At 21.0% G+C, this 23,826-nt stretch carries 14 protein-coding genes, 5 tRNA genes and 1 pseudogene; 2 read left to right on the forward strand and 18 right to left on the reverse strand.

What is annotated here, in order from left to right; translation table 11 throughout:
* Positions 1 to 50: 50 nt before the first annotated feature.
* The 3 genes from GJT98_RS01505 to GJT98_RS01515 form a co-directional block, all read right to left on the reverse strand.
* Positions 51 to 122, reverse strand: a tRNA-Gln gene (locus GJT98_RS01505).
* Positions 123 to 128: 6 nt separating this feature from the next.
* A tRNA-Leu gene (locus GJT98_RS01510) sits at positions 129 to 219 on the reverse strand.
* 22 nt (positions 220 to 241) lie between these two features.
* Positions 242 to 317 (reverse strand) — tRNA-Met (locus GJT98_RS01515).
* 103 nt (positions 318 to 420) lie between these two features.
* Between GJT98_RS01515 and glnS the strand changes: the two genes are divergently transcribed.
* Positions 421 to 2,085 carry a glutamine--tRNA ligase gene (gene glnS, locus GJT98_RS01520; RefSeq protein WP_168821169.1) on the forward strand — a complete coding sequence of 555 codons (1,665 nt, stop codon included), beginning with the start codon at positions 421 to 423 and terminating at the stop codon, positions 2,083 to 2,085.
* A gap of 55 nt (positions 2,086 to 2,140) precedes the next feature.
* Here the strand turns inward: glnS and fldA are convergent, their stop codons facing one another.
* Entirely contained in the window at positions 2,141 to 2,653 is a 513-nt protein-coding gene (gene fldA / locus GJT98_RS01525) for a flavodoxin FldA (protein WP_168821172.1), read from the reverse strand.
* Positions 2,654 to 2,678: 25 nt separating this feature from the next.
* Positions 2,679 to 3,458, reverse strand: a complete 780-nt coding sequence (locus tag GJT98_RS01530; protein ID WP_168821174.1) for an alpha/beta fold hydrolase — start codon at positions 3,456 to 3,458, stop codon at positions 2,679 to 2,681.
* A gap of 172 nt (positions 3,459 to 3,630) precedes the next feature.
* On the opposite strand from GJT98_RS01530, the gene pgi reads away from it, so the two are divergent.
* Positions 3,631 to 5,247 carry a glucose-6-phosphate isomerase gene (gene pgi, locus GJT98_RS01535; protein ID WP_168821176.1) on the forward strand — a complete coding sequence of 539 codons (1,617 nt, stop codon included), beginning with the start codon at positions 3,631 to 3,633 and terminating at the stop codon, positions 5,245 to 5,247.
* 70 nt (positions 5,248 to 5,317) lie between these two features.
* Here pgi and GJT98_RS01540 read toward each other — a convergent pair whose 3' ends face one another.
* The 13 genes and pseudogenes from GJT98_RS01540 to rpoC form a co-directional block, all read right to left on the reverse strand.
* Positions 5,318 to 7,030 carry a DEAD/DEAH box helicase gene (locus GJT98_RS01540; RefSeq protein WP_168821178.1) on the reverse strand — a complete coding sequence of 571 codons (1,713 nt, stop codon included), beginning with the start codon at positions 7,028 to 7,030 and terminating at the stop codon, positions 5,318 to 5,320.
* 286 nt (positions 7,031 to 7,316) lie between these two features.
* Positions 7,317 to 9,419, reverse strand: coding sequence for a polyribonucleotide nucleotidyltransferase (pnp, locus tag GJT98_RS01545; RefSeq protein WP_168821179.1), 2,103 nt, complete (start codon positions 9,417 to 9,419; stop codon positions 7,317 to 7,319).
* Between the two features lie 90 nt (positions 9,420 to 9,509).
* Entirely contained in the window at positions 9,510 to 9,779 is a 270-nt protein-coding gene (gene rpsO / locus GJT98_RS01550; protein WP_168821181.1) for a 30S ribosomal protein S15, read from the reverse strand.
* Positions 9,780 to 9,818: 39 nt separating this feature from the next.
* Complete coding sequence (gene truB, locus GJT98_RS01555) at positions 9,819 to 10,760, reverse strand: tRNA pseudouridine(55) synthase TruB (RefSeq protein WP_168821183.1); 942 nt, start codon at positions 10,758 to 10,760, stop codon at positions 9,819 to 9,821.
* A 30-nt stretch (positions 10,761 to 10,790) separates the two neighbouring features.
* Positions 10,791 to 11,156, reverse strand: coding sequence for a 30S ribosome-binding factor RbfA (gene rbfA, locus GJT98_RS01560; RefSeq protein WP_168821185.1), 366 nt, complete (start codon positions 11,154 to 11,156; stop codon positions 10,791 to 10,793).
* Positions 11,157 to 11,218: 62 nt separating this feature from the next.
* The gene (gene infB / locus GJT98_RS01565; protein WP_168821187.1) at positions 11,219 to 13,552 is read right to left on the reverse strand and encodes a translation initiation factor IF-2; all 2,334 of its coding nucleotides are present in this window, start codon (positions 13,550 to 13,552) and stop codon (positions 11,219 to 11,221) included.
* Between the two features lie 29 nt (positions 13,553 to 13,581).
* Positions 13,582 to 15,084: a transcription termination factor NusA gene (gene nusA / locus GJT98_RS01570; protein WP_168821188.1), complete on the reverse strand. Its 1,503-nt coding sequence runs from the start codon at positions 15,082 to 15,084 to the stop codon at positions 13,582 to 13,584.
* Positions 15,085 to 15,305: 221 nt separating this feature from the next.
* Positions 15,306 to 15,382, reverse strand: a tRNA-Met gene (locus tag GJT98_RS01575).
* 53 nt (positions 15,383 to 15,435) lie between these two features.
* A tRNA-Leu gene (locus tag GJT98_RS01580) sits at positions 15,436 to 15,526 on the reverse strand.
* 7 nt (positions 15,527 to 15,533) lie between these two features.
* Entirely contained in the window at positions 15,534 to 15,803 is a 270-nt protein-coding gene (gene secG / locus GJT98_RS01585; RefSeq protein ID WP_168821190.1) for a preprotein translocase subunit SecG, read from the reverse strand.
* 1,016 nt (positions 15,804 to 16,819) lie between these two features.
* Positions 16,820 to 18,634, reverse strand: a pseudogene (ftsH, locus tag GJT98_RS01590) (ATP-dependent zinc metalloprotease FtsH); the annotation flags it as partial.
* Positions 18,635 to 18,679: 45 nt separating this feature from the next.
* Positions 18,680 to 19,312 carry an RlmE family RNA methyltransferase gene (locus tag GJT98_RS01595; protein WP_168821194.1) on the reverse strand — a complete coding sequence of 211 codons (633 nt, stop codon included), beginning with the start codon at positions 19,310 to 19,312 and terminating at the stop codon, positions 18,680 to 18,682.
* Between the two features lie 256 nt (positions 19,313 to 19,568).
* A complete protein-coding gene (gene rpoC / locus GJT98_RS01600) occupies positions 19,569 to 23,774 on the reverse strand; it encodes a DNA-directed RNA polymerase subunit beta' (RefSeq protein WP_168821196.1) in 4,206 nt (1,401 codons plus the stop codon).
* Positions 23,775 to 23,826 lie beyond the last annotated feature (52 nt).

Here is a 23,826-nt window from a genome sequence, read left to right on the forward strand (position 1 = left end):
CAATTATAGTTTTTTTATTAAGTTTTAGAAAATAAAAAAGATAAATAGATCTGGGGTACCTGGATTTGAACCAGGGATGCCGGTATCAAAAACCGGTGCCTTAACCACTTGGCTATACCCCAAATTTTTACGGAAGACGAGACTTGAACTCGTATTATTTTATAATTAAATAGCCAGAACCTAAATCTGGTGCGTCTACCAAAATTCCGCCACTTCCGCAAAATTATTTTTAATTTTATAATAGCTACGATGGGAATTGAACCCATGACCTCAGCGTTATGAATGCTGTGCTCTAACCAAAACTGAGCTACGTAGCCTAAAATTTGTACTTATATTATGTAAATAATAAAGTATAACGTCAACTAATTTATTCATTTAAATTTATATTTAAATTAAAATTGTGAAAAGAGTAAAATAAATATGTATAAATATAATAATTTTTATAAAAAAAACTTTATTTTTAAAATAATTGAAAATGATATAAGAAATAAAAAATATAACATAATATGTACTAGATTCCCTCCAGAACCTAATGGGTATCTCCATATAGGACATATTAAATCAATCTGTTTAAATTTTTCTATAGCTAAATTTTATAAAGGAATATTTTTTTTAAGAATTGATGATACTAATCCTTCAACTGAAAATATAAAATATATTAAATCTATAAAAAAAGATTTAATATGGTTAGGATTTAAATGGGATAAAAATATTAAATATTCATCAAATTATTTTGATTTAATATATAAATATGCAATAGAATTAATTAAAAAAAATTTAGCTTATGTTGATGAATTAAATATAAAAGATATTAAAAATTATAGAGGTACATTATTAATACCAGGAAAAAATAGTCCATATAGAAATCGTTCAATAGAAGAAAATTTAGAATTATTTAAAAAAATGCGTTTAGGTAGATTTCCCGAAGGTAAAGTATCTTTACGTGCAAAAATAGATATGCAATCAAAAGTTATTGTGATGAGAGATCCTGTTTTATATAGAATTAAATTTCAAGAACATCACCAGACTGGTAAAAAATGGTGTATATATCCAACTTATGATTTTAGTCATTGTATAGCTGATGCAATTGAAGGTATTACACATTCTTTATGTACATTAGAATTTCAAGATAATAGAATTTTATATGATTGGATACTTAATAATATTAGTATAAAACATCATCCAAAACAATATGAATTTTCAAAATTAAAAATAGAATATGGAATAACTTCAAAAAGAAATATTAATATATTAATAAAAAATAAAATTGTTAGTGGATGGGATGATCCTCGTTTATTAACTATTTCCGGATTACGTAGGAAAGGATATACTGCTTCATCTTTAAAAGATTTTTGTTATCGTATAGGTATAACTAAACAAAATAATATTATAGAAATATCTTCTTTAGAATCTTGTATAAGATTAGAATTAAATAAAATAGCACCTAGAGCAATGGCAGTATTAAGACCTTTAAAAATTATTATTGATAATTTTCCATCAAATAAAAAAATAAAATTATTAATTCCTAATCATCCTAATAATAAAAACATGGGATATAAAAATATTTATTTTACTAAAGAAATATATATAGATATTTTAGATTTTTCTGAAATAGAAAAAAAAAATTATAAAAGACTTATTTTAGGTGGTAAAGTACGATTAAGATATTCATTTATAATTAAAGCAAAAAAAATAATTAAAAATAAAAATGGAAATATTACTTGTATACATTGTATTTATTATAAAGATACATTAGGAATTAAAATAGATAAAAAAAAAAGAATCATAAAAGGTATAATTCATTGGATATCTTGTTCTTATTCTAAACCAGCTTTATTTTATTTATATAATAATTTATTTATAAAAAAAAATATCAATAATATTGATAATATTTTATCTTTTTTAAATAAAAAATCATTATTAATATATAATGGTTTTATAGAAAAAAATTTATTACAATTAAATAATAATAATCAACATTTTCAATTTGAAAGAGAGGGGTATTTTTTTTTTGATAAAAAATATTCAAATAAAAATAAAATAATTTTTAATAGAATTATTTCATTAAAAAAAAAAAATAATTAATTATTAATTAATAAAATAAAATCAATTATATTTTATATAATTGATTTTATAATTATTATATTTTTAATTCTTTTAATATCTGTTTTATCCAAGTATTAATACGTAAATTAGTTAATTCTGGTTGTCTATCTTCATCTATAGTTAATCCTAAAAAATAATTTTTATTTTTTAAACTTTTAGTACTATGAAAATAGTATCCTTTAGTAGGCCAATATCCTATAATTCTCGCTTTATTTATTTTAACTATATTATAAATAATGCTAATAGCATCACAAAAATATTCTCCATAGTCTTCTTGATCACCACAACCAAATAAACCTAAAATTTTGTTTTTAAAATTAATTTTTTCTAAAGTAGGTAAAAAATATTCCCAATCACATTGAACTTCTCCATAATACCATGTAGGAATTCCAAATAAAAGAATATTATATTGTTCAATATCTTTTTGTTCTACTTGAGCGATATTAAATATTGAAGAAATTTTATTTCCTAATTTTTTATATATATTACAAGCAACATTTTCAGTATTACCTGTATCACTACCAAAAAAAATTCCAATTTTTGACATTTTTTATTATTTTCTCTAAAAAATATTATTTATAACATAATTTTAATATTAAATTAAATACTAATTTTGTATTTTCAATATGTAATAAATGACCAGCATTTTCAATATTATATATCCTAGCATTAGGAAATTGATAAAATATTTTATTATAATAAATTTTATTTATATAATTTGATTGTTCTCCCTTTAAAAAAACAATATTTCCATTCCATGGAGAAATTAAATGCCAATTTAATATTTTTTCATATTCTTTTTTTAATATTGGTAAATTAAAGTCCCATTTACCATTTATAAATGTTTTTAATAATGCGCTTATTATATATTTATTTTTAATATATTGTTTAAACATATGAAATACATTTTTTCTTATTAAAATTTTTTTTTTATATACTTTTTCTAATATAAAAAAAATATTATTAATAACATTTTTATATTTTACAGGAGCTATATCTAAAATAATTATCATTTTAATATTATTAGGTAATATAAATTGAGTAAGATTCATAGCTATTTTCCCTCCCATTGAATGCCCAATAATAATAATATTTTTTTTAATATTTAAAAAATTTAATGTATCTAATATATCTTGAGATAAAAAAAGATAATCCATTTTATTATTTTGAGGAGATAAACCATGATTTCTAATATCTAACAATAATATTTTATATTTTAAATATTTATTTAAAAATTTACCCATAAAATATAAACTTTTTTTATTTCCAAATAATCCATGTAATATAATAATTGTATATTTATTTTTAATAAATAAATTATTATTTGGAATAATTAAATAACTAAGAATCATATAAAATTAAATTTATTTAAAAAGTATATTTTATCATATAAAAAAAATTTTAAAAATTGAATTTTTAAAAAATTTAAAAATTATGATATAATCTATTATAAAATAATGTATTTTTTATTTAAAAATAATTTTTATTTAAAAAATTTTAATTTTATTATATTAATAATATTATATGAAAAATATTAATCCTGTAAAAACTTATTCTTGGAAAAATTTACAAAATCATTTTAAAAAAATTAAAAAATTAACTATTAATGATTTATTTTTAATAGATAAAAATAGATTTAAAAATTTTTCTATTAATTTTGAAAATAAAATTCTTTTTGATTATTCAAAAAATTTTCTTAATAATGAAACTATGATTCATTTATTTAATTTAGCAAGAGAAACTAAGTGTATTGAAGCTATTAATGCTATGTTTTATGGTAAGAAAATTAATATAACAGAACATAAATCTGTTTTACATACAGCATTAAGAAATGATAATATCCATTTTTTTTTAAAAAAACATCAAATATATGATGATATAAAACAAATTTTAAAAAAAATGAAAAATATTTCTGATAATATTATTTTAGAAAAATGGAAAGGTTATACAAATAAAAAAATAAAAAATATTATAAATATAGGCATAGGTGGTTCTCACTTAGGTCCTTTAATGATTACAGAATCATTAAAATCTTATAAAAATAAATTAAATTTATTTTTTTTATCTAATATTGATTCTAATCAATTAATAAATATTATTACTAAAGTAAAACCAGAAGAAAGTTTATTTATTATTGCTTCAAAAACTTTTAATACACAAGAAACAATAACTAATGCTTTAAGTATAAAAAAATGGTTTATAAAAAATATAAATATAGATTTTAATAAAAATATTTTTTCTAAACATTTTATTGCTGTTACAAATAATATTGATGCAGCTATAAATTTTGGTATTGATAAAAATAATATTTTACCTTTATTATCTGAAATAGGAGGACGTTTTTCTTTATGGTCTTCTATAGGATTATCAATATCTTTAGCTATTGGTTTTAATAATTTTAAAAAATTATTACAAGGTGCTAATAAAATGGATCAACATTTTTTTTCTAATCCTATAGATAAAAATATTCCTATTATTATGGCTTTAATTAGTATTTGGTATAGTAATTTTTGGAATACAGAAACAGAAGCAATAATTCCTTATTGTGAAAATATGCGTTTTTTACCTGCATATTTACAACAATTAAATATGGAATCTAATGGTAAATCTATAGATAGAAATAAGAATAGAATAAAATATCAAACTAGTTCTATTATATGGGGTGATATAGGTACTAATGGACAACATTCTTTTTTTCAAATGTTACATCAGGGAACTAAATTAATACCATGTGATTTTATATCTTTTGCTATATCTAATAATAATAATTATCAAGATCATCATATTAAACTTATTGCAAATTATATTGCACAAACAAAAGCACTAGCATTTGGTAATATTGATGATTATATATGTAAAAAAAATATATATCAATGTTGTTTTGGCAATAAACCTAGTAATTCTATTTTTTTAAAAAAAATAACTCCTTATAATTTAGGGTTATTAATTTCATATTATGAACATAAAATTTTTATACAAGGAGTAATTTTAAATATATTTTCTTTTGATCAATGGGGTGTTGAATTAGGAAAAAAAATAACTAATTTTTTAGTTGAAGATTTAAATCAAAATATTCAAAAAATAAATAAATATGATAGTTCATCTCAAGGATTAATTAATTTTTATAAAAATTTTAATTAAAATTAATTATTAATAATAAAAAAATCATTTTATAAAATTTTATTACTTAAATTATTCTAAAATTTTTAATTTATCTTAAATATTTTTTTATAAATTTTTTTTTTTTAAATTTAAAATTTAAATTTTTATGAGATTTTTTAAATTTAAATATTGATTCAAAATTAATACTTTTATTTAAAATTTTAATTTTTTTAGAAAAATTCATAATATTTTTCTTAATAATTGAAGATAATTCAATAGTAGAATAATCAGCAAATAATTTTATATTGCCAATATCATTACTATTTATTTTACATTCATTAATAATAGCACCTACAATATGTCTAATTTCTACTTTATCTTTTTTGCCTATATTTATACGATAAATATTCATATAATTTTTTATTTTTCTATATTTTTTAGTATATTTATTTTTAATAAAATTTAATTTTTTATTAAATTGTTTTTTAAAATTATGTATAGGATCTGGGGGTAATATTAAAGGTCTTTTATTTTGAGATAATTTTAATAAAATTGCTATTAGTTTTTCTTGATTTATATCACTTTTAAGTATTAATGTTGAAATAATATTTTTATATTGTATTAAGTCTATATTATTTATAGAATTTTCCTCTTCTTTTATTTTAATTATAAATTTTTCTAATCTTTTTTGACATAAAATTTTAGAATTAGGTAATAAGATTTCATTAATAGAACATTTTATTCTACGTTCAATATTTTTAAGTAATCTTTTTTCTCTATATTCAATAAATGTTAAAGATTTACCTTGTCTACCTGCTCTTCCTGTTCTTCCTATACGGTGAATATATGATTCAATATCCATAGGAATATCATAATTTATAACTAAATCAATTCTATCTACATCTAATCCTCTTGCTGCAATATCGGTAGCAATTAAAATATCTAATTTACCTTTTCTAAATTTTTCTAATGTTTTTTCTCTATTATTTTGATTCATATCTCCATTTAAAGCAGCACTATTATAACTAAATTGTTTTAATATATCTGCTATTTCAATAGTTGAAATTTTAGTTTTAACAAAAATTAAAGCTGCATCAAAATTTTCAGTTTCTAAAAATTTCATTAAAGCATCTATTTTTTTACCATATATTAACCAATAAGTTTGTTTGATATCCGGAATAGTTTTAGTATCTGTTTTTATAGATACTTCATATGGATTAAACATAAAATTTTTAGTTATATTTTTAATTCTTTTAGGCATAGTTGCTGAAAATAATGAAGTTTGATATCCTTTAGGAATTGTAGATAATATTTTTTCTACATCTTCTATAAATCCCATTCTTAACATTTCATCTGCTTCATCTATTACTAAACTATTTAATTTAGATAAATTAACAGTTTTTCTTTGAATATGATCTAATAAACGTCCTGGAGTTGCTATAATAATTTGAACTCCTAAATGTAAACGTTTAAGTTGTATTTGATAAGATTGTCCTCCATATAAAGCTAAAATATTAATTCCATTAATATATTTTGCAAAGATAGAAGCTGCTTCAGCTACTTGTATTGCTAATTCTCTTGTAGGTGTTAAAATTAATACTTGTGTTTTTTTAATAGATAGATTTAAATTATTTAATAAAGGTAATATGAATGCAGCAGTTTTACCACTACCTGTTTGTGCTATTCCTAATACATCTTTTTTTAATAATAAATAAGGAATACATTTTTTTTGGATAGGAGATGGTTTTATGTATCCTATATCTTTTAATGATTTTAAAATAAATTTATTTAAACCAAATTTAGTAAAAGTAATATTCGTCATATAATAAACATACCTCATTTTAAATATATAATTTTAAAAAAAATTAGTAATTATCTAATAATTAATAGATAGGATGATGAAAGTTTATAATTAAATTGTAATTATGTTTATAACACAACATAATTACAAATATTAAAATACTTAATATAAATAATAATTTTACAATTAATCTTTATAAATTACTATATTTAATAAATATTTTTATTTTTAAAAAATATTATTTCTTAAAAAAATTTATATAATTATTTATAAATAAATTTTTAATAAAAAAATAAATTATTAAAAATTAAATTTTATCAATAATAGCAGCTTTTATACTTAATCTTATTCTTCCTTGTTTATCAATTTCCATAACTTTAACAAGTACATTTTGTAATACTTGTAAATAATCACTTACTTTACTAACATGTTTATTAGTAATTTGTGAAATATGTACTAATCCCTCTTTACCATTACCTATAGAGATAAAAGCTCCAAACTCTACAATACGTATAACTTTACCATTATAAATTTGACCAACAATTATATCTGCTGTAATTTCTTCTATACGACGAATTGCAAATTTAATTTTTTCATTATTTTTAGCAGCAATTTTTACAATTCCACTGTCTTCTATTTCAATAACTGTATCAGTTTCTTCAGTTAAAGCTCTAATAACAGATCCTCCCTTTCCTATCATATCTTTAATTTTTTCTGGATTAATTTTTATTGTATGAATTCTTGGTGCAAATTCTGAAATTTTTTTTCTAGGAATAGAAATAACTTGTTTCATTACTTCTAAAATATGTAATCTTGCTAATTTAGCTTGAAATAAAGCTGATTTTATTATTTCATAAGTTATACCCTCTATTTTCATATCCATTTGTAATGAAGTAATACCTATTTTAGTTCCTGCAACTTTAAAATCCATGTCACCTAAATGATCTTCATCACCTAAAATATCTGATAATATTATAAAATTATTTTCTTCTTTAATTAATCCCATAGCTATTCCAGCTACAGCATTTTTTATTGGAATACCTGCATCCATCATAGCTAAAGATGCTCCACACACTGAAGCCATAGAAGATGAACCATTAGATTCTGTAATTTCAGAAACAATACGAATTGTATAAGGAAAATTATCTAAACTAGGCATAATAGGTATTAAAGATTTTTTTGCTAAATTTCCGTGTCCAATTTCACGTCTTTTAGGAGAACTAATTATACCAATTTCACCAACAGAATAGGGAGGAAAATTATAATGAAATAAAAAATTATCTGTTTTGTTATTTATTAAATCATCTAATGATTGAGCATCTCTAGTGGTTCCTAATGTAGCTGTTACTAAAGCTTGAGTTTCTCCTCTTGTAAATAAAGCAGAACCGTGTGTTCTAGGAAGAACACCTATACGTACATCTAAACCACGTATCATATCATGTTCACGTCCATCAATTCTAAGATTTTTATTAATAATATTTTTTCGAACTATATTTTTTTCTAATTCATAAAAAATTTCATTAAAATCATGAATTGAAATATTTTCATATTCTTTTTCTTCTTTTATTAATTCAATAATTTTTAATTTTAAAGAATCAATTTTATTAATTCTAATTTGTTTTTCTTTAATACTATATATTTTACTTAATTTTTTATAAGATAAAAAATTAATTTTTTGTTTAAGTTTTTTATTTTTTAAAGGATATAAAATCCATTCATAAGATTTTTTTTTTATTTGATTAGATAATTTAATAATATTATTAATTAAAATTTGTTGTTGATTATGTCCATATATTATTGCTTCTAAAATTTGTTCTTCAGTTAATAAATAAGATTTAGCTTCTACCATTAAAACAGCTTTTTTAGTACTGGAAATAATTAAATCTAATTTACTATTTTTCATTTCTTTTATACTAGGATTTAAAACATAATTATTATTAATATAACCAATACGTGCAGTACCAAATGGTCCATTAAATGGGATTCCAGATAAATTTAAAACAGTAGATGCTCCTATAATAGCTACAATATCTGGATTAATCTCAGGATTTACAGACATAACAGTAGCTATAATCTGAATTTCATTTAAAAAACCTTTTTTAAATAAAGGTCTAATAGGACGATCAATTAATCGAGAAATTAAGATTTCACTTTCACTAGGTCTTCCTTCTCTACGAAAAAAATTACCTGGAATACGACCAGCTGCATATGATTTTTCTTGATAATATACTGATAATGGAAAAAAATTTTGTTCTGTTTTTACTTTATTATCTACTACCATGGTAACAAATACAGCTGTATCGTCAATACTAACCATAACAGCTGATGTTGCCTGTCTAGCTATCATTCCTGTTTCAATAGTTACAGTATTATTTCCATAACGGAATCTATGAATAATCGGGTTTAACAAAATAAATATCCTTCAAATAAAAATTTTTATACTAAAAAAATAAATTAGTTTTTAAAATCTATCATTAATATAAATTATATAAAAATATACTTATTTTCTTAACCCTAAGTTTTCAATTAATATATTATATTCATGTAAGTTTTTTTTTTTAAAATAATTTAATAATTTTCTACGTTGTGATATCATATGTAAAAGTCCCCGACGGCTATGATGGTCTTTTTTATGAATAGTAAAATGTTTATGTAGATAATTAATTTTAAATGTTAATAAAGCAATTTGTACCTTAGTAGATCCTTTATCTTTAGAACTAGTTTCATATTTTTTGATAATTTTTATTTTTTTTTCTGCATTAATACTCATAACTTAACTCCATTAAATTATTTGTAAATTAATAAAATTTTAGAGATAATTTACTAATTTACATTTTAATATATAACCTTTATTATTTATTTCACAGATACCTATAAAATTATGTAAATTTGTTTCAAATATACGAAATATTTGTTGCTTTACTATAGATGTAATTTTTATTTTTTCACCATTTATTATTTTTTTAATTATAAAATAAGATAAATATAATTTAGGTATATTATTTATCATATAATCAATAGGTAATAATAATTTTTTTATTAAAAAAATATTTAATTTATTATTTTGATAATTTATAATTAATGTTTTTAATTGTTCAATAGTTATAACATTTTTATGTAAAATAGAAATATGAGATATTTGTATTCTACGTAATTTAATAACATGAGCACCACAATTTAATTTATCTCCTAATTCGTCAATAATACTACGAATATAAGTCCCTTTAGAACAATTAATTTTTAATTTAATTATATTTTTATAAAATTTTAATAATTTAATTTGATAAATTATAATATTTCTCTTTTTTAGATTAGTAAAATTAATTCCTTTTCTTGCATATTTATAAAGAGGAATACCCTTATATTTTATTGCAGAATACATTGGGGGATTTTGTTTAATTTTTCCTTTAAATAAATTAATTACCTTAATAAGGTTTTCTATAGTTATATTAACATTATTCTTTTTAATAAGAAAACCATATTTATCCGCAGTATTTGTTTTTTCTCCTAAAAGAGCTGTAACTAAATAAATTTTATTTCCATTTATTAAATATTTACTAAATTTAGTATATTTTCCTAAACATATTGGTAGTAAACCAGTAGCTAATGGATCTAAAGTTCCTGTATGTCCTGCTTTTTTTGCATTAAAAATATTTTTAATACATTGAAGAATTTTATTAGATGTAAAACCTATAGATTTATCAAGTAATAATAAACCATTTATATTTTGTTTTTTAAAAAATTTTGACATATTTTTTTATAAAAAATTATTATTATATTATTAATATAATTTTTTTTTTTTTATTTTTAAATTATTTAAAATAAAACTAATATATTTTCCTTCTTTTAAGGAAGAATCTAAATAAAATTTTAATTTTGGTACTTTACGTAAATTTATTTTTTTTTTCAGAATAAATCTAATATATTCTGTAATTTTATTTAAATAAAAAAGTGAATTTTTTTTATTATTAAATTTTTCTTCTTTATATGGTAATATTATAAATATTTTTGCATATGAAAAATCTTTTGATATTATTATATCGGTAATAGTACTAAACTTATTTATTCTTATATCATTTATATTATTTTGTAATATTTTTGCTATTTGTTTTTTTAACTCATATGCAATACGTAGATTACGATACAATCACAAACTCCTTTACTTATATAATATTTTATAGTTTATTTTAAAAAATAATTATTTAAAAATTATTTTTTTATAAGTTCAATTTTTTCAAAAATTTCTATTTTATCTCCTATATAAATATCATTGAAATTTTTGATACTAATTCCACATTCCATGCCATTACGTACTTCATTAACACTTTCTTTAAACCTTCTTAAAGAATCTATAACTCCTTTATAGAAAATTTTATTATTTCTAAATAATTTTATTAAATTATTACGTTTAATTATTCCATATGTTACTATACATCCAGCTATAACTCCTATTTTAGGTATAGTAAAAATACTTCTTACTTCTGCTAATCCTAATGTTGATTCTTTATATTTAGGAATTAAAAGTTTTTGTAGATATTTTTTCATATAATTTATTAAATCATAAATAATTGTAAAAAATATAATTTTTATATTATTCATTTTTATTATATTTCTAGCAAGATTATTTATTTTAATATTAAAACCAATAATAATAACATTTTTTTTAGAATTAGTTATTGCTAATGAAATATCTGTTTCAGTGATTTCTCCAACACCAAAATGAATAATTTTTATAATAATTTTATCATTAGATAAATTTAGTAATGTATCTTTAATAGCCTCAACAGAACCTTGAACATCACCTTTTATTAAAATATTTATTTCATAAATATTTTTATTATCTAAATTTAAAAAATTTTTTTTAAATTGTTGTTGTTTTTTAGCTAATTTTATTTCACGATATTTATTTTTTCTATATAGCGCTATTTGTTTAGCTTGTTTTTCATTATTTACTACAATTAAATTATCCCCGGCGTATGGAACTTCAGATAAACCTAAAATTTTAATAGGAGTAGAAGGTCCTACTTGTGATACATTTAAACCTTTATAATTTATTAATCCTTTTATTTTACCATAAGTAGATCCACAAAGGACTATATTTCCTTTTTTTAACATTCCTTCTTTAATTAAAACATTAGCTATAGGTCCTCTACCTTTATCTAAATAAGATTCAATAACAACTCCTTTTGCAATACCTTTAGTAGTAGTTTTTAATTCTAAAATTTCTGCTTGTAATAAAATAGCATTTAATAGATTATTTATACCTTCTCCAGTTTTAGCAGAAACTTTAATAAATATATTATCTCCTCCCCATTCTTCAGAAATAATATTATATCTACTTAATTCATTTTTTATTTTTTCAAAATTAGAAATTTTTTTATCAATTTTATTAATTACAACTATTATAGGTATTTTTGTTTGTTTTGCATGTTGTATTGCTTCTATAGTTTGTAGCATAACGCCATCATCAATTGCAATAACTAATATTATTATATCTGTAATTTGTATCCCTCTTAACCTCATAGAGGTAAAAGATTCATGTCCTGGAGTATCGAGAAATATTATTTTTTTATTATTAAATTTTATTTCATATGAATTTATATATTGAGTAATACCTCCTACTTCTTTCGAAGTAATATTACTTGAACAAATATTATCTAATAATGAAGTTTTTCCATGATCAACATGACCTAAAATTGTAACTATAGGAGATCTTATAATAGGTACTTCATCAGTATTAATTTTATTATTAATTAATGATTTTTCAATATCATTTTCATTACGTAATATAACTTTATGCCCCATTTCTTCAGCTATTAATTGTGCTGTTTCTTGATCTAATTTTTGATTAATATTAGAAAATTTTTCACCCATATTAATCATAATTTTTATAAGTTCTGAACTTTTAACAGCCATTTTATTAGATAATTCAATTATACTAATAGTTTCATGAATAATAATATTTCTATTAATACTTTTAATAGGTTTATTAAAATTTTGATATAATTTAAAAAAATTTTTTTTATACTTATAATTAATATTTTTTTTTTTATTTTCGTTATTTTTTTTAAAAATTTTTTTATTTTTTTTTTTATTATATATTTTTTTATTTAAAAAATCGGTATTTAAATTTTTTTGTTTATAATAATTTTTGTTATTATGTATTTTTTTTTTTTTATAATTTATATTTTTTATTTCTTGATCATTATTTTTAATTAATGAATTAAATTTTTTTAAAATATTTTTTTTAGGTAAAATATAATTATTAATTTTATGTAATTTTTTTGATAATTTTTTTTTATCTAAAGGTATTTTTTTTTTATTATTTATAATTTTATATTTTTTTTTTTGTATAGTTAATAATTTTAAATTTTTTATTTTTTTATTTTTTAAATATATTAAAAGATTTTTTTTTTCTTCTTTATTAACTATATCATTTTCTAATTTAGAAACACCTATATTAGAAAAATATCTAATTATATTTTTTACTGAAATTTTAATTTCATTAGCTAAAGATTTTATAGTTATAACAGCATCTGTCATGCTGTCTACTCCTCTATTTTAAAGATTAATTACATATTATTTTTTTTATTAAACCAACAAATATTACGTGCAGACATAATTATTTTTCCTGCTTCTACTTTATCTAGATTATTTATATCAGATAAATCTTCAATACTTTGTTCTGCTAAATTTTCAATAGTTAAAATTCCTTTATTTATTAAAGATTCGGATAATTGATTATTTATACCTTTTAATTTTAATAATTTTTTTTTAAATTTATTATTAATAATATCTTTTTTTGTCAAAGATAAATTAGTATAAATATCTTGTGCTAATTTTTTAATTAGTATTAAATCATTAATTTTTAAATGAAAATTATTAGTTATATTATGTAATTTATCTATTGAAATGGATACTAATTCTTTTAAAGAAGATATTTTACCTTTTTCAACTATTTTTTTTGATAATTCATAATTAAGATTTAAATGTTTTACAAACATATTTATAATATTATCTTTTTCTTTTTTATATTTATGATGTAAATCATTTTTAGTCATAACATTTAATTCCCATCCACTTAATTGAGAAGCTAAACGAATATTTTGTCCATTTCTTCCAATAGCTTGAGCTAAGTTATTTTCTTCTACAGCAATATCTATCATATGTTTTTTCTTATCTAAAATAATCGATGATATATCTGCAGGAGACATAGCATTAATAACAAATTTTTCTGGATTAGAATCCCATAAGACAATATCAATTCGTTCTCCATTTAATTCATTAGAAATTGCTTGTACTCTAGCTCCTCTCATACCTACACAAGCACCTACTGGATCTATTCTTTTATCATTTGTTTTAACAGCAATTTTAGCTCTAGATCCTGGATCTCTTGCAGCACATTTTATTTCAATTAAACCTTCTCCTATTTCAGGAACTTCAATATGAAATAATTCAATTAACATTCTAATTTTAGAACGACTTATAAATAATTGTGTTTCTTTAATATCTTCTTTAATATAAAAAAGTATTCCTCTTACTCTATCTCCTAATCTAAAATTTTCTCTAGGTAACATATCAGAACGTAAAATAATAGCATCAGCACTATGTCCTAAATCTAAAGTTAAGTGTCCTCTATTTACTTTTTTAACTATACCACTTAAAATTTTTCCTTCTTTTTTTTTAAATTGAGCAATAGTAATAGCTTTTTCTGCTTCTCTTACTTTATGTACAATAACTTGTTTAGCAGTTTGCGTAGTTATACGATCAAAATTAATAGATTTAATTTGATCATAAATATAATCACCTAAATTAAGTGTATGATCATCAATACGTGCTGCGTCTAATGTAATTTCTTTTGTAGGATAATGAACTTTTTTAACAACTAACCATTTTCTAAAAGTATTAAAATTTCCACTTTTACGGTCAATATTTACAAATACTTCTATATCTTGTTCATATTTTTTTTTTGTTGCACTAACTAAAGCACTTTCCATTGCTTCAAATATTTTTTCACGAGGTAAAGATTTTTCATTAGAAACTGCTTCAATAACAGCTAACATTTCTTTATTCATCCTAGTTATCCTCAAATATTTAATTCTTAAAATTAGAAAACTAGATTATATTAATAATTACATAGTAATAAAAATTTTTTTAATAAAAATTCAAATAAATTTATTATATATATAAGAAATTTATTAGCAAAATAAATTTATTTATTTTTACATAAGAATTATTTTAGATATTATATTTATTTATAAAATAGAATTTAGGAATTAATATAATGTGGTATTTTTGGTTGCGGGAGTTGGATTTGAACCAACGACCTTCGGGTTATGAGCCCGACGAGCTACCAAACTGCTCCATCCCGCGTCTACTATAATATATATGATATGCTAAAAAGATAAATAATGCAATAATAATCTTGGTACCGAAGACGGGAGTTGAACCCGTAAACCCGAATATTAGGGCACTACCACCTCAAGGTAGCGTGTTTACCAATTTCACCACCTCGGTAAAAATTTTACTTATATCTATTTATATTATTTAGTTTAAAATTTTTTTCGTATTTTTTTACGTTAATATTATTCAATAATAAACTAATAATAAAAAATAAAGATGTAAGAAAAATAATACTTCTAGTTAATATTTTATTGGACACATTTGTATTAAATGGTGATTTTGTATTACTTGATGACTCATTAATATCTATATCATCATTATCTTGAAACATAATAATACTAATTAAAATTAATGAAAAAAAAATAAACAAAATCAATAATAATCTATACATAAAAACCAATAAAGTAATTTTCTAATCAAATATTAATAAATATTAATTATACTTAAATTAATAATAATTACAATATAAATTTTAATTTTTTATAAATAAAATTTTTTTATATCATTTTTTATATATTTGACTATTAAATTAATTTTATTTTTATTAAAATATTTATTATTTCTATATTAATTAAAATTTTTTTTAATTATATTTTATCTAATAAGATTAAATTTACTAAAGTTTTATCTTTAAATTTATCTATTTTTTAAAAAATAATTGAAAACTTAAATTATTAATTTTATATCAATAATTTTTTTTATAAAGATTGGTATTGTTTAAAATAATATTTAATATTATATAAATAATCTAATTATTATTTATTTCATTAATACCTAAGTGATTTAATATTATTAATCTATTAATATCTCTTTTATTATCGCTAATTCTTAAATTTTTTTTATATTTAATATTTTTTTTTTAATTAACTAGATTAATAAAATTATATATATTATTAAAATTAATATTATTAAAATAATTTTTAAAAATATAATTTTTTAAAATTTTTAATAATTATAATATTTAAAAAAATATTATTTATTTTATAAAAAATATTTTATTTTATTATTAATTTAAATATTATTAATAATAAATTTTATGATATTAATATAATTAATACTTAAATTAATTTTTATTATTTTAATAATTAAAATTAATAATAAAAGTAAAAATTATTTATAAATAATTAATTTTAAATAAAAAATTTTTAAATTTTAAATATTTCTTTAATTAATAATAAATACTTAAAATTTTATGTTTTGTGTAATGATAATATTTTGATATTTTTTCTGAAAGTATTTTATATTAACTATATTTAATTTTATTATAAAATTATAAATTATTAAAAATATTTTTAATATGACTAAAATTTTAGTTTTTTAAAAATATTTATGATATTTCATATCATGAACTATCTCATAGTTTCATAAAATATCATAAATTATTTATTTTTTAAAATTTTATTTTTTTTTATCCCATTCAGGAGGTCTAACTTCTTTTCTAGCCATTAAATCATCAATTTGTATAATTCCTATTGTTTCATATTTAATAAGTATATTTTTCATAGCATGTAAAATATCAATATTATCTTGTAAGATTTTAAAAGATCTATTATAATTTTCTTGTATTAAATGTTTAACTTCTTGATCAATTATTTTTGCTGTTTCGTCTGACATATGTTTAGCTTTAGCAACTGATCTTCCTAAAAAAATTTCACCTTCTTCCTCTGAATATAGTAAAGGTCCTAATTTTTTTGAAAAACCCCATTGAGTCACCATATTTCTTGCAATATTAGTAGCAATTTTAATATCATTAGATGATCCTGTTGATACATATTTTTCTCCATAAATTATTTCTTCAGCAATTCTTCCGCCATATAATGTAGATATTTTGCTTTCTAATTTTTGTCTACTTATACTAATTATATCAATTTCAGGCAAAAAAAATGTTACTCCTAATGCTCTTCCTCTTGGAATAATGGTAACTTTATGTACTGGATCATGATCTGGAACTAATCTTCCTATAATTACATGTCCGGCTTCATGATAAGCAGTTGCTTCTTTTTGTTTTTCTGTCATAACTAAAGAACGTCTTTCTGTACCCATTAGAATTTTATCTTTTGCTTTTTCTAATTCTAACATAGAAACAAAATTATAATTTTGACGAGCTGCTAATAAAGCTGCTTCATTTATTAGATTTGCTAAATCAGCTCCTGAAAAACCTGGAGTTCCTCTAGCTAAAATTTTTAAATCTACTTCTTTAGAAATAGGAATATTTTTAATATGTATTTTTAATACTTGTTCCCTGCCTCTAATATCTGGTAAACCAACAATTACTTGACGATCAAAACGTCCAGGTCTCAAAAGAGCTGGATCTAACACATCAGGACGATTAGTAGCTGCAATTACTATGATACTTTCATTATTATTAAATCCATCCATTTCTACTAACATTTGGTTTAATGTCTGTTCTCTTTCATCATGTCCACCTCCTAAACCTGCCCCTCTTTGTCTTCCTACGGCATCTATTTCATCAATAAAAATAATACATGGAGCTAATTTTTTAGCTTTATTAAACATATCTCTTACTCTAGAAGCACCTACACCAACAAACATTTCTACAAAATCAGAACCAGAAATAGTAAAAAATGGTACTTTTGATTCTCCTGCAATAGCTTTAGCTAATAATGTTTTTCCTGTTCCTGGGGGGCCTACCATTAAAATTCCTTTAGGAATTTTACCTCCTAATTTTTGAAATTTTTTAGGTTCTTTTAAATAATCAACTAATTCTTTAACTTCTTCTTTTGCTTCATCACATCCTGCAACATCATTAAATGTTATTTTTATTTGGTCTACTTTTAACATTCGAGCTTTACTTTTTCCAAAAGATAAAGCTCCTTTACTACTATTTTGTAGTTGACGAATAAAGAAAATCCAAATTCCGATTAATAAAAACATCGGAAACCATGAAATAAAAATAGATAATAATATGCTAGGTTTTTGAAGAGGTTCTCCTAATATTTTTATATTTTTTGAAAATAGTATTTTTAGTAAATTTGAATCATGCATTGGTAAATAAGTAATATAATTACTATGATCTTTTCTAAAAACATGAATTTTTCTACCATTAATACTTGTTTTAATTATTTTATTTTGATTAACTTCAGATAAAAAAGTTGAATATGAAATTTGAATTTTTTTATTAAATTTATTTAAATTTAAACTCTGGAAAACAGATATAAATATGACTGTAATCGCTAACCAGAGAATTAGGTTTTTTGCCATATCGTTCAAAGAGTAGCCCCTTGTAACTTTGTAATATATTTTATATTAATTTTGATATCCTTTTGCAACAATATAAATTTCACTTGATTGAGATCTTGAAGCATTAGGTTTTCTAATTTTAACTATTTTAAATATAGAATTAATTTTATTGTAAAACTGATTTAATCCTTTATTTTGAAAAGTTTTTACTAAAAAAGTTCCATTATATTTTAATTGAGAATAACATAAATTTAATGCTAATTTATTTAAATAAATAATATTCGGTATATCTATTTCTTTTATACCAGAAAAATTAGGAGATATATCAGACATTATCATATGTACTTTAATTTTATTAATTTTTTTTATAATTTTATTTAAAAAAATAGAATTACATACATTACCTTGGTAAAAATCAACATTTTTAATATAATTCATCGGTAATATATCAAATGCTATAATTTTCCCTTTATTACCAATTTTTAATGAAGCAAAACTAGACCATCCTCCAGGAGAAGATCCTAAATCAATTATTTTCATATCTTTTTTAAAAATTTTATCTATTTTTTCTATTTCTGCTAGTTTAAACCATGATCGTGATCTATATTTACTAATATTTTTTTTAGTTTTTTGTATATAAAAATCTTTAAAATTATTTTTTAACCATTTTTTAGATTTTTTATTTTTTTTATAATTCATAAAAATTATTTATTAATTAATAATACTAAATATTTATAATATTAAATAATTTATGCATAATTATATCAAAATTTTTTAAATATTACAATTTGTAAAAATAAACTTATATTATAACTATTTTAGTAATTAAAATATTTTCATTAAATTATAAAAAACTATTTTTAATTAATGAACTAAAAAGATATTAAAAATATTTTAATATCTTTTATTTTTAATATTTTAAATATATAAATATAAAATTTTTTAAAATATATTTTTAGTTAGCATTTAATAATTCGGTTAAATTAGCAGCAGCAGAATCTACTGAAGAAATCTTATTTGTTTTATTATTGACATTTTTTTTATTAACACGATTTGTATGATAAGAATATCCAGTTCCAGCAGGAATTAACCTACCTACAATTACATTTTCTTTTAATCCCTTTAATTTATCACTTTTTCCTGCTACAGAAGATTCTGTTAAAACTCTTGTTGTTTCTTGAAAAGAAGCAGCTGAAATAAAAGAAGAAGTTGCTAAAGATGCTTTAGTAATACCTAATAAATCACGATTATATAATGCTATATTTTTACCTTTTTCTTTTAATTCTTTATTTTTTTTCTTAATTAAAGAAACTTCTACTTGTTCTCCTTCTAAAAAATTGGAATCTCCCATTTTTATTATAGTAGCTTTACGTAACATTTGACGTACAATAACTTCTATATGTTTATCATTAATTTTTACTCCTTGTAATCGATAAACATCTTGTACCTCATTAATTATATAATTAGTAACAGCATTAACACCTCTTAATCGTAAAATATCATGAGCAGATTCAGGACCGTCTGAAATAATATCACCTTTATTTATTAATTCACCTTCAAAAACATTAATTTGTCTCCATTTTGGTATCATCTCTTCATATGGTTCAATATCTGAATTCATAGGAGTAATTATTATTCTTCTTTTACCTTTAGTTTCTTTACCAAAAGAAATAATACCACTAATTTCAGCTAAAATAGCTGCATCTTTAGGTTTTCTTGCTTCAAATAAATCTGCTACGCGAGGAAGTCCTCCAGTAATATCTTTAGTACCTCCAGATTCTTGAGGTACTTTTGCTAAAACATCACCTATATTAATATTATTACCATCTTTTAAATGTATAATAGATTTATTAGGTAAAAAATAATGTGCTAACATATCTGTACCAGGTATAATTATATCTTTATCATTATGATCTAAAATTTTAATCATAGGTCTGAAATCTTTACCTATAGAGGGTCTTTCTGAACTATCTAGAACAACAATAGATGATAATCCTGTTAAATCATCAGTTTGTTTTATAATTGTTTGTCCTTCTAACATATCAACAAATTTAATTTTACCACTAACTTCAGTAATTACTGGTCTTGTATGTGGATCCCAATATGAAACTACTTCTCCAGAAATAATATTAGATCCATTTTTTTTTGTTATTATAGCACCATAAGGTATTTTATAACTTTCTATAATTTTATTTAAATGATTAATAACTTTTAATTCAGCATTTCTAGAAATTACTACTAATTTATTAGCAGAATTTATTACTGATTTTACATTTATTAATTTTATAATTCCATTGTCTTTTACCTGAATGCTAGATTCTGCGGCAGATCTTGATGCAGCCCCTCCAATATGGAAAGTTCTCATTGTTAATTGGGTACCCGGTTCTCCTATAGATTGAGCTGCAATAACCCCTATTGCTTCTCCTTTATTTATAATATGGCCCCTAGCTAAATCACGACCATAACAATATGAACATACACCAAAATGAGTTTCACAACTAACAACTGATCTAACTTTAATAGTATCAATAGAATATTGTTCTAATATATGACAATATTTTTCATTTAATAATGTATTTCTATAAATTAGAATTGTTTTTCCATCTTTTTTAAAAATATTTTCAGCAGTAACTCTACCTAAAACTCTTTCTTTTAATGATTCTTTTATATCTCCTCCTGTTATAATAGAAGAAATTCTTATTCCTTCTAAAGTTAAACAATCATCTTCTGTTATAACTAAGTCTTGAGCAACATCTACTAATCTTCTAGTTAAATATCCAGAATTAGCTGTTTTCAAAGCAGTATCAGCTAATCCTTTTCTTGCTCCATGAGTAGAAATAAAATATTGTAAAACATTTAAACCTTCTCTAAAATTTGCAATAATTGGAGTTTCGATAATAGAACCATCAGGTTTTGCCATTAAACCTCTCATACCCGCTAATTGCCTGATTTGTGCAGCTGAACCTCTAGCACCAGAATCTGCCATCATAAAAATATTATTAAAAGAACTTTGTTCAACCATTAATCCTTTTTTATTAATTACTTTTTCAACTGATAAATTTTTCATCATAGCTTTAGCTACTTTTTCATTAGCTGCTGCCCAAATATCAATAACTTTATTATATCTTTCACCAGAAGTAACAAGACCTGATTGAAATTGTTCTTGAATTTCAGTTACTTCATCTTCTGCTTCATTAATAATTTCAGTTTTATTATTAGGTATAACAATATCATCTATACCTACAGAAGCACCTGATTTAGCTGCATAATAAAAACCAGTATACATAATTTGATCTGCAAAAATAACTGTAGATTTTAATCCTAAAATTCGATAACATGTATTTAACATTTGAGAAATATCTTTTTTTCCTAAAGTTTTATTTACCATAGAATATGGTATTCCTTTAGGAACTTGAGTCCAAAAAATAGCTCTTCCAATTGTAGTATTAACAATAATAGTATTTTTAAGTAATTTATTTGTTAATAAATCCTTAGTATATTCTGTAATTTTAATTTTTACACAAGCATGTAGATCAGCCTGTCCTATATTATAAGCACGCTCTGCCTCCTTAGGACCTGTTAATATCATTCCCTCCCCATATGCATTAATTTTGTCTTTAGTCATATAATATATTCCTAATACCACATCTTGTGATGGTACAATAATTGGTTCTCCATTTGCTGGAGATAAAATATTATTAGTAGACATCATCAAAATTCTTGCTTCTAATTGAGCTTCTAATGTTAAAGGAATATGTACAGCCATTTGATCACCATCAAAATCAGCATTATATGCGGCACATACTAGAGGATGTAATTGTATTGCTTTACCTTCGATTAAAATTGGTTCAAAAGCTTGTATACCTAATCTATGTAAAGTAGGAGCTCTATTTAATAATACAGGATGTTCTTTTATTACTTCATCTAATATATCCCATACTATTGAGTCTTCTTTCTCTACCATTTTTTTTGCAGCTTTAATAGTAGTAGCAAAACCCTTTATTTCTAATTTACCATATATAAATGGTTTAAATAATTCTAATGCCATTTTTTTAGGCAAACCACATTGGTGTAAACGTAAATAAGGTCCTACAGTTATAACAGACCTTCCTGAATAATCTACTCTTTTACCTAATAAATTTTGTCTAAATCTTCCTTGTTTTCCTTTAATCATATCTGCTAATGATTTTAAAGGACGTTTGTTAGAACCTGTTATAGCTTTACCTCTTCTACCATTATCTAGTAATGCATCTACTGCTTCTTGTAACATTCTTTTTTCATTTTTTATTATAATATCAGGTGCTGATAATTCTAATAAACGTTTTAATCTATTATTACGATTAATAACACGACGATATAAATCATTTAAATCTGATGTTGCAAATCTTCCTCCATCTAAAGGAACTAAAGGTCTTAAATCAGGAGGTAAAACAGGTAAAACTGTCATTATCATCCATTCTGGTTTATTACCTGAATATATAAAAGATTCTAATAATTTTATTCTTTTAGCTATTTTTTTTCTTTTAGTATCTGAATTTGTATTATTTAAATCATTACGTAATATTTTACATTCTTGTTTTAAATTAATATTTTTTAATAAATATTGTATAGCTTCTGCGCCTATTTTTGCTTCAAATTCATTTCCAAATTCTTCTAATAAATCTAAATACTGTTCTTCAGATAAAATTTGTTTTTTTTCTAATGAAGTAATACCTTCATCTATCACAACATAAGATTCAAAATATAAAATTTTTTCTATATTTTTTAAAGGCATATTTAGTAACAATCCTATCCTAGAAGGTAATGATTTTAAAAACCATATATGTGCAATTGGAGAAGCTAATTCAATATGACCCATTCGATCTCTTCTTACTTTTGTTTGTGTAACTTCGACTCCACATTTTTCACAAACAACACCTCTATGTTTTAGACGTTTATATTTACCACATAAACATTCATAATCTTTAATAGGTCCAAAAATACGAGCACAGAATAAACCATCTCTTTCTGGTTTAAAAGTACGATAATTAATTGTTTCAGGTTTTTTTACTTCTCCAAAAGACCAAGATTTTATCATATCAGAAGAAGCTAAAGAAAGTTTTATTGCATCAAATTCTTCTATTTTATTTTGTGATTTTAAAAAATTAAATAAATCTTTCACAAATTTATTACCTCAATCATATTATGAATCAGTAAAAATATTTAATATTAAA

Source organism: Enterobacteriaceae endosymbiont of Donacia sparganii, assembly GCF_012569045.1.
GTDB lineage: Bacteria > Pseudomonadota > Gammaproteobacteria > Enterobacterales > Enterobacteriaceae.